General features: G+C 37.3%; 2 protein-coding genes. Both read left to right on the forward strand.

Features of this window, described 5'->3' with window-relative positions; translation table 11 throughout:
* The first annotated feature begins 155 nt into the window (after positions 1-155).
* The gene (locus PG887_RS21840; RefSeq protein ID WP_270822904.1) at positions 156-3869 is read left to right on the forward strand and encodes an RNA-directed DNA polymerase; all 3714 of its coding nucleotides are present in this window, start codon (positions 156-158) and stop codon (positions 3867-3869) included.
* 11 nt (positions 3870-3880) lie between these two features.
* The gene (locus PG887_RS21845; RefSeq protein WP_270822906.1) at positions 3881-4309 is read left to right on the forward strand and encodes a hypothetical protein; all 429 of its coding nucleotides are present in this window, start codon (positions 3881-3883) and stop codon (positions 4307-4309) included.
* Positions 4310-4613: the final 304 nt, after the last annotated feature.

Raw genomic sequence — 4613 nt, forward strand, 5'->3', positions numbered from 1 at the left:
AGAAGCGTACCAGAACCGGCAGTTGGCCTCTTCTCTCCTATGCACCATGGGTGTTGCAGTTATTATCTGAATTCGCGAACATATAAAAAATATTAAGACCCAATATTACATTACTAGCTCATACTATTTCGAACATATTAAAAATCTGGGTAAACATGAAGCAATTAGATAGAAAATACTATAATTTAAAGCCAGTCCAGTCTAATATAAATAATAAATACATATTGGGACTGGCTTGGAAAAAAACCGACTCGTTTATACGTAGCCATAACTGGTATGCAGACTTATTATCCCTTGACAAATACACACTTAATATCAGTAGGGAAGTAAACGATCTGGCAGGCAATGTATCTAGATATATTTTCGAAAACTCTAAATTAACACTAATTCCTGCACCTAAAAGTGCGAAATGGTCAGCTAATAACGAGGTTTGGGAACCGAAGGATGGATATATAAACCTCCGACCTTTATCTGATATTTCCATTAAAGATCAGACAATTGCAACAGCTATATTAATGTGTGTGGCTGACGCATTGGAAAGTCGACAAAAAAATTGTGGTTTAGATGACCCTGATTATACAGAACAACTAAAGAATACGCTTGTAAGTTATGGCAACCGTCTCATCTGTGATTGGGAGGATGGCACAGCTAGGTTTCGTTGGGGAGGAAGTGAATTTTATAGAAAATATTCTTCAGATTACCGGACTTTCCTACAGAGACCGATATCAGTAGGAAGATATTTCCAAAAAAGAATTAGCACTGCTGATGAAATATATATAGTTCATTTAGACCTAGCAAATTTTTATGGTTCAATAAAGATAGAACTACTTATAGAAAAGCTAAAAGCGATTACAGCATCTCATTTAGAAAAACAAAAAACTGAACCTTATAATCATGATACTGAATTTTGGAATACAGCATTAAATGCTTTCCATTGGAGTTGGTCGGATGAATCTCTCAAATTAGCCAAAGAGTTAGATATATCCACAACCATAGGCCTACCACAAGGGCTTGCTTCTTCTGGAGCTCTTTCCAATGCTTACCTTATAGATTTTGATGAAAAAATAATTGGTTGCTTACAATCCAAAATAAGCGACGGCAGCATAGTTTTACATGATTACTGTCGATATGTAGATGATCTTAGGTTTGTTATTTCAGGAACATTGTTAAATAAACATGACATCCAAGAAGCGATAGAGAAGTTCGTACAAGAAATTTTAGATGAGAACCTATCTCAGGATTCAAGTGATACATCAGGTGACTTGCAATGTTTAAGAGTAAACCACACTAAAACCCAGATATTCGAGTTATCAAATCTAGATAATTGGAGCAGTTTAACTAATAGAGTTAACGAACTACAGAGTGAAATCGGTGCGTCATGCATTGCTGAGCGTAACACCTTGGATGCGAGCATCCCAGCATTACAACAGTTATTACAAACCGGTCATGATGATACTCTTCAAGATATTGTTAAAGTTTTTCCAGGCCTTAATTTAGGCAGTGCAATAAAAGTTGATTCCCTTCGTAGATTTTCTGCCCATAGACTTAGCTCTGCATTAGTAAGCAAGAGTAAATTAATATCACCTGTTGAGCTTAAAAAATTAGAAAATGAAGCGAATTTAGTATCCCAAAAACTCATATACACTTGGCTTAACGATCCATCAAATATGATTTTGCTTCGCAAAGCGATAGAGATATATCCATCAACTTCATTATATGAGCACATAATTAAAAATATTTTTCATCGCGTTAAGAAAAATCATAATAAGAAAGAAAAATATGTTATGATTTATTTGTTGCTTGACATATTTAGAAGCGTGGCAGATTTATATCGACGATTGGACAAAGGAAGCCAGCATGAGTATAAGCAATTAGTTAGTAATACAACTATAATAGCTCAACAGTTGCTGTCCATTAACCTTAACTTACCTAGCTACATCTATAGGCAAGTGCATTTCTATCTAATAGTGGTAAATCAACCATTTCTTGGAAAAAAATCTATAGACCCAGACATTGATAGATTATATAGAATTCTGGGCAAGCAATTTTTAAAAGCACTATCTGCACAAGATGGTTATTTATTTGAAATAGCTGCTCAAATTACCGGAGACTATCCAGCTAATGCTCAGCTATTGTTATCGTACAGATCTAGATTAAATCAACTTAATGAAATTTTAGAGTCATATGCCTATCGTGGTGGTAGATTCTGGAGAGCTATCTGGAGTGAGCTAATACGCACTAAAAATGTGGATTTCATGAATCGCTATCGTTGGGCTATGCCAAAAAATGAATTGATTCCAAATAGTAATTCTCATTTCCTATCAACTATTATTTGCTTTACAGAAAATCCATTCAGACACGAGCACGCACTACTAAAGCTAGGTATCGAATTAGTAGCATTAGTTGAAAATGAAAAATCTGAGTATTGGAGAGATAATGGCCAGCAACTTTCGCCTCATGAACTGAAACTTGAAATTCCAGAATACAAATCATGGACCAATTTATGGAGGGCGGATACGAAGTTAACTTGCATTCCAGAGCCAAAGCAAGTTGGTTCCTATGATCCTAGATATCAAACTCCCGATTGGTTGGAAAAAAACAACATCGAATCCAATGACTTCTCAAAAATATATTGGATTTGCAGTGTATTAAGGTGTGCGGCATTAGGTAATTCTGACTTTACTCAGCGAAATGACTTGAAATTAGAAGAAGAAAGATATTATGGCATTGTCACGCAGTGGTTTAAGCGACGAATGGGAATGCTGCATTCACCAGAGTGCATAGTCGGCACATTCGGAACCATTAGCGATTGGTTTTCACACCTTCTCCAGCATGGACTTCAATGGCCAGGATTTTCTTCATCATATATTAAAGAGAACGATATATTATCAATTACAAATTTACATGACTTTAAGACTTGTTTGAAAAACAGACTAGATAAACTCAATGCAAACATTTGTATTTCATCTGATATTCCTACTCTACCTACTGTTGTTAATAGACCGGAGCTCGCAGCCAACCTATTCCGAGTCGTAACTGTTCAACAACTATTTCCCAAAGAACAGCATTTCCATCGTTCAGATGTAACATTGGATGACCGTAATATTCGATGGAAACATCGAGAGCATTTAGCAGAGGTGTGTAAGTTAACCGAGCAAACGTTGAGCACCAAATTAAAGGCTGAGTCACAGAACTACAAAAGTACAGCTGATTTAATCGTTTTTTCAGAATTAGCAGTTCATCCTGATGATGAGGATATTGTTAGAGGACTTGCGCTTAGAACAAAATCAATAGTTTTTGCTGGATTTGTTTTTAGTGAACATAACGGTAAAACTATAAATAAAGCGCGTTGGATAATACCCGATAAAGCTGAGTTTGGTATGCAGTGGCGCATACGAGATCAGGGTAAGCAGCATATGACACCGCCAGAAATTTCCCTTGGTATTGAAGGATATAGACCGTGCCAACACATTATTGAAATTGAAGGAAGTCCAGAGGGGCCATTCAAACTCACTGGAGCAATTTGTTATGATGCGACAGATATTAGATTAGCAGCTGATTTAAGAGACCAAACTGACATGTTTGTTATCTCTGCACACAACAAAGATGTTAGTACTTTTGACAATATGGCATCTGCACTTCAATGGCATATGTATCAACACATTATCATTGCCAATACTGGAGAGTATGGTGGTTCAACAATGCAAGCCCCATACAAGGAAAAACATCATAAGTTAATATCCCATGCACATGGAACAGGCCAAATCGCTATTAGTACTGCAGATATTGACCTAGCAGCATTCAGACGTAAAGTAATAGAATACAAGAAAACAAAAGCAGAGCCAGCAGGCTTCAATCGAAAACACTGAAGGGTGTGTATATGAATAGTTTAGTAAGTTTAGCCACAATATTATCTCCGTTAATAAGTGGTGGCATCGCTGTCTGGGCGATATTAATTGCAAAGAAGACCATACACGAAAATAAAGAAATCGCAAAAAAAACTGTCGCAGATACTGCTTATCAAGATTATTTGCAATTAGCGATGGACAACCCACAATTTGCCAAAGGCTATAGTGCTACATCTGAGGATGACCCTTTATACGACAAATATGTTTGGTATATTTCCAGAATGCTATTCTGCTTTGAAAGAGTGATTGATGTCAAAGACAGCATGAATGATAAATCATGGGGGGAAACAATTACCAAACATTTAAGATTTCATTCAAAGCATTTTAAAAAAACAAGAGTCATTGAAGAGAAACTATATTGCGACCCTATTCTAGACCTCATTAAGTTAAGCCAAAAATAAATTTGCTTATAGCAAAAAAATAAAGCCCCCCCTCTTGTCAAGCGGCAAGAGGGGGGCTCTTGTTTGAGCCGCTAATTAACCGGCTGTTGCCTCAAACGATCAGGCCAGCGAGACAAAGATCCCAGCAAGGGTGGCGCTCATCGGGCTGGCTAGAGGCACCGCCTTGAAGTCCATATAGGCTACATGGTGCCGATGGAGGCAAGCAGCACAACAATGGAGCCCAGATTGGCCCCCGGTGTCAGAATAGTTGTCGCCTAATCTGAATAATCTAAATGTGAAGACCGGGGGCGGATAAAGAGTGTCG

Source organism: Aeromonas sp. QDB14, assembly GCF_027707845.1.
GTDB lineage: Bacteria > Pseudomonadota > Gammaproteobacteria > Enterobacterales > Aeromonadaceae > Aeromonas > Aeromonas caviae.